The 1,835-nt window shown below is 65.4% G+C and carries 3 protein-coding genes; 1 reads left to right on the forward strand and 2 read right to left on the reverse strand.

The window, feature by feature from the left end; genetic code table 11:
- On the forward strand, positions 1–640 hold a 640-nt coding region (locus B7X30_RS06305; RefSeq protein ID WP_286729895.1), incomplete at its 5' end, for a hypothetical protein.
- 148 nt (positions 641–788) lie between these two features.
- Here the strand turns inward: B7X30_RS06305 and B7X30_RS06310 are convergent.
- Both B7X30_RS06310 and B7X30_RS06315 read right to left on the reverse strand, forming a co-directional pair.
- A complete protein-coding gene (locus tag B7X30_RS06310; RefSeq protein WP_286729897.1) occupies positions 789–1,151 on the reverse strand; it encodes an Mpo1-like protein in 363 nt (120 codons plus the stop codon).
- A 57-nt stretch (positions 1,152–1,208) separates the two neighbouring features.
- Positions 1,209–1,835: NAD(P)H-dependent flavin oxidoreductase (locus B7X30_RS06315; protein WP_286729898.1), on the reverse strand; the 627-nt coding region annotated here is incomplete at its 5' end.

Genomic DNA, 1,835 nt, shown 5'->3' on the forward strand with positions numbered 1-1,835 from the left:
CCAGCGCAGCGGCCTTGGAACTGGGCTTCTGGAAAGGGCGATGCAAATTGGAGATGGCACTGGCCGAGGGTGGCGGCGGTGGATGGCGCCAGAGCCGCCGATGCCGCGCAAGTGGTGGGATTTGGTCGAGGCCGCGCTGCAGCGGGGCTGGGTGTCAAACCAGACCGCGCAGGAGTTGTTAGATTCGGCACAGGCATCGGCGGGCGAGCAAGCACCGCGCATGCCCAGCACCTCCATCCAGATCGTGCTGCCATTCCCCACCCCGCCGGCAGTGCCAGGCGAGGTGTTACTTCTCAACCCATGGATGACCCCACCTGACGCCCGCAGCGCAGCGCGACTGCTGGCTGGCGATGCGATTCAAGCCGCCCGAAGGGCCGGGGCTGGCCTGGGCAGCGGCGGCCACAAAGGCGCCCGCCACTGTAAGTGGCTTGAGGCCACACCAGAGGGCAAGACGTGGCTGGCGGCGATGAGGGCGCTGCGCCGCACGGTGGAGCGCCTGGGGCTGGCAGACCGCCCCGGAGCGCCTGGACACCCTGGGGCGGATACCGTCCACGCCAGGCGGGCCGCGCAGGAGGCGCTGGAAGAAGCTTTGCAAGCCGCCTACCAGCGGCTGGGCTATCCGCCACCGCCGGAAGCCTGAAGGCCCGGCGTGGGGGAACCGTGGGGGAGCGCCCTAGGGAATGATGGGGCACCTTGGGGGAATTGTGGGGGAATCGTTCCCCCAAAAGGGCAAAAAAAAGCCCACAGTGTTAGTGTGGGCTTGTTCTGTAAGCTGTTGATTAGGCTAATTATTTTATGTTCGTCAGCATCTGCCACCACATCACCCAGTCGCCCATCAAACTGAACAGCGGGCGCTTGAACGTCGCCGGACGGTTGTGTTCGACAAAAAAGTGGGCCGCCCAGGCAAAAGCGTAGCCGCAGATGACGGCCGCGAGCAGCCACCATGGATTGGCGGTGAAAATGAGAAAAAACAGGCAGATCAGCGCCAGGGTCGAGCCGACGAAATGCAGTCTGCGGGTGAGCGGCAGCCGGTGTTCCGCCAGATACAGCGGATAAAACTCGGCAAACGTGCGCGCTCCAGCGAGTTGCGCGGCGCTGGGGGGTGAAGGCGCCTCAGGTTGAGCCTGCGGGCGATGATGATGTGCACGCATGGGGTGTCTCCAGATTCGTGCTTCGGACTACACCACTATAGGCGAGCTGTCGGAGCGTCAGCGGCCGCACATCCGAGTTTTCGCGGCTTCGTATTCCCGCTGCAGTTGCGTCACCAGGTCTGCGGCGGGCTGTACCCGGCCCACGGCCCCTATGCCCTGGCCGCAGCCCCAGATGTCTTTCCAGGCTTTGGCCCCGCCGATGGCGGCGGCGAAATCCATCTTGCTCGGATCGCCCTCGGGCAGATGGTCGGGATCGAGCCCGGCGGCGGCAATCGAGCCGCGCAGGTAGTTGCCGTGCACGCCGGTGAACAGGCTGGAGTACACGATGTCTTGCGCGCTGCTGTCCACGATCATCTGCTTGTAGCCCTCGGCGGCGCGCGCCTCGTCGGTGGCGATGAAGGCGCTGCCGATATAGGCCAGATCGGCCCCAATGGCCTGCGCGGCAAGCACCGAGTCGCCACGGGCAATGGCGCCAGAAAGCACAACCGGCCCGTCGAACCAGCGCCGGGTTTCCTGCACCAGTGCAAAAGGCGATTGCGTGCCCGCGTGTCCGCCGGCGCCGGCCGCCACCAGAATGAGACCGTCTGCGCCCTTCTCCACCGCTTTGTGCGCAAAGGTCTGGTTGATCACATCGTGCAGCACGATGCCGCCCCAGCCATGCACGCCCTGATTCACTTCGGGGCG

Origin of the sequence: Thiomonas sp. 13-64-67 (assembly GCF_002282795.1) — a bacterium.
GTDB lineage: Bacteria > Pseudomonadota > Gammaproteobacteria > Burkholderiales > Burkholderiaceae_C > Thiomonas > Thiomonas arsenitoxydans.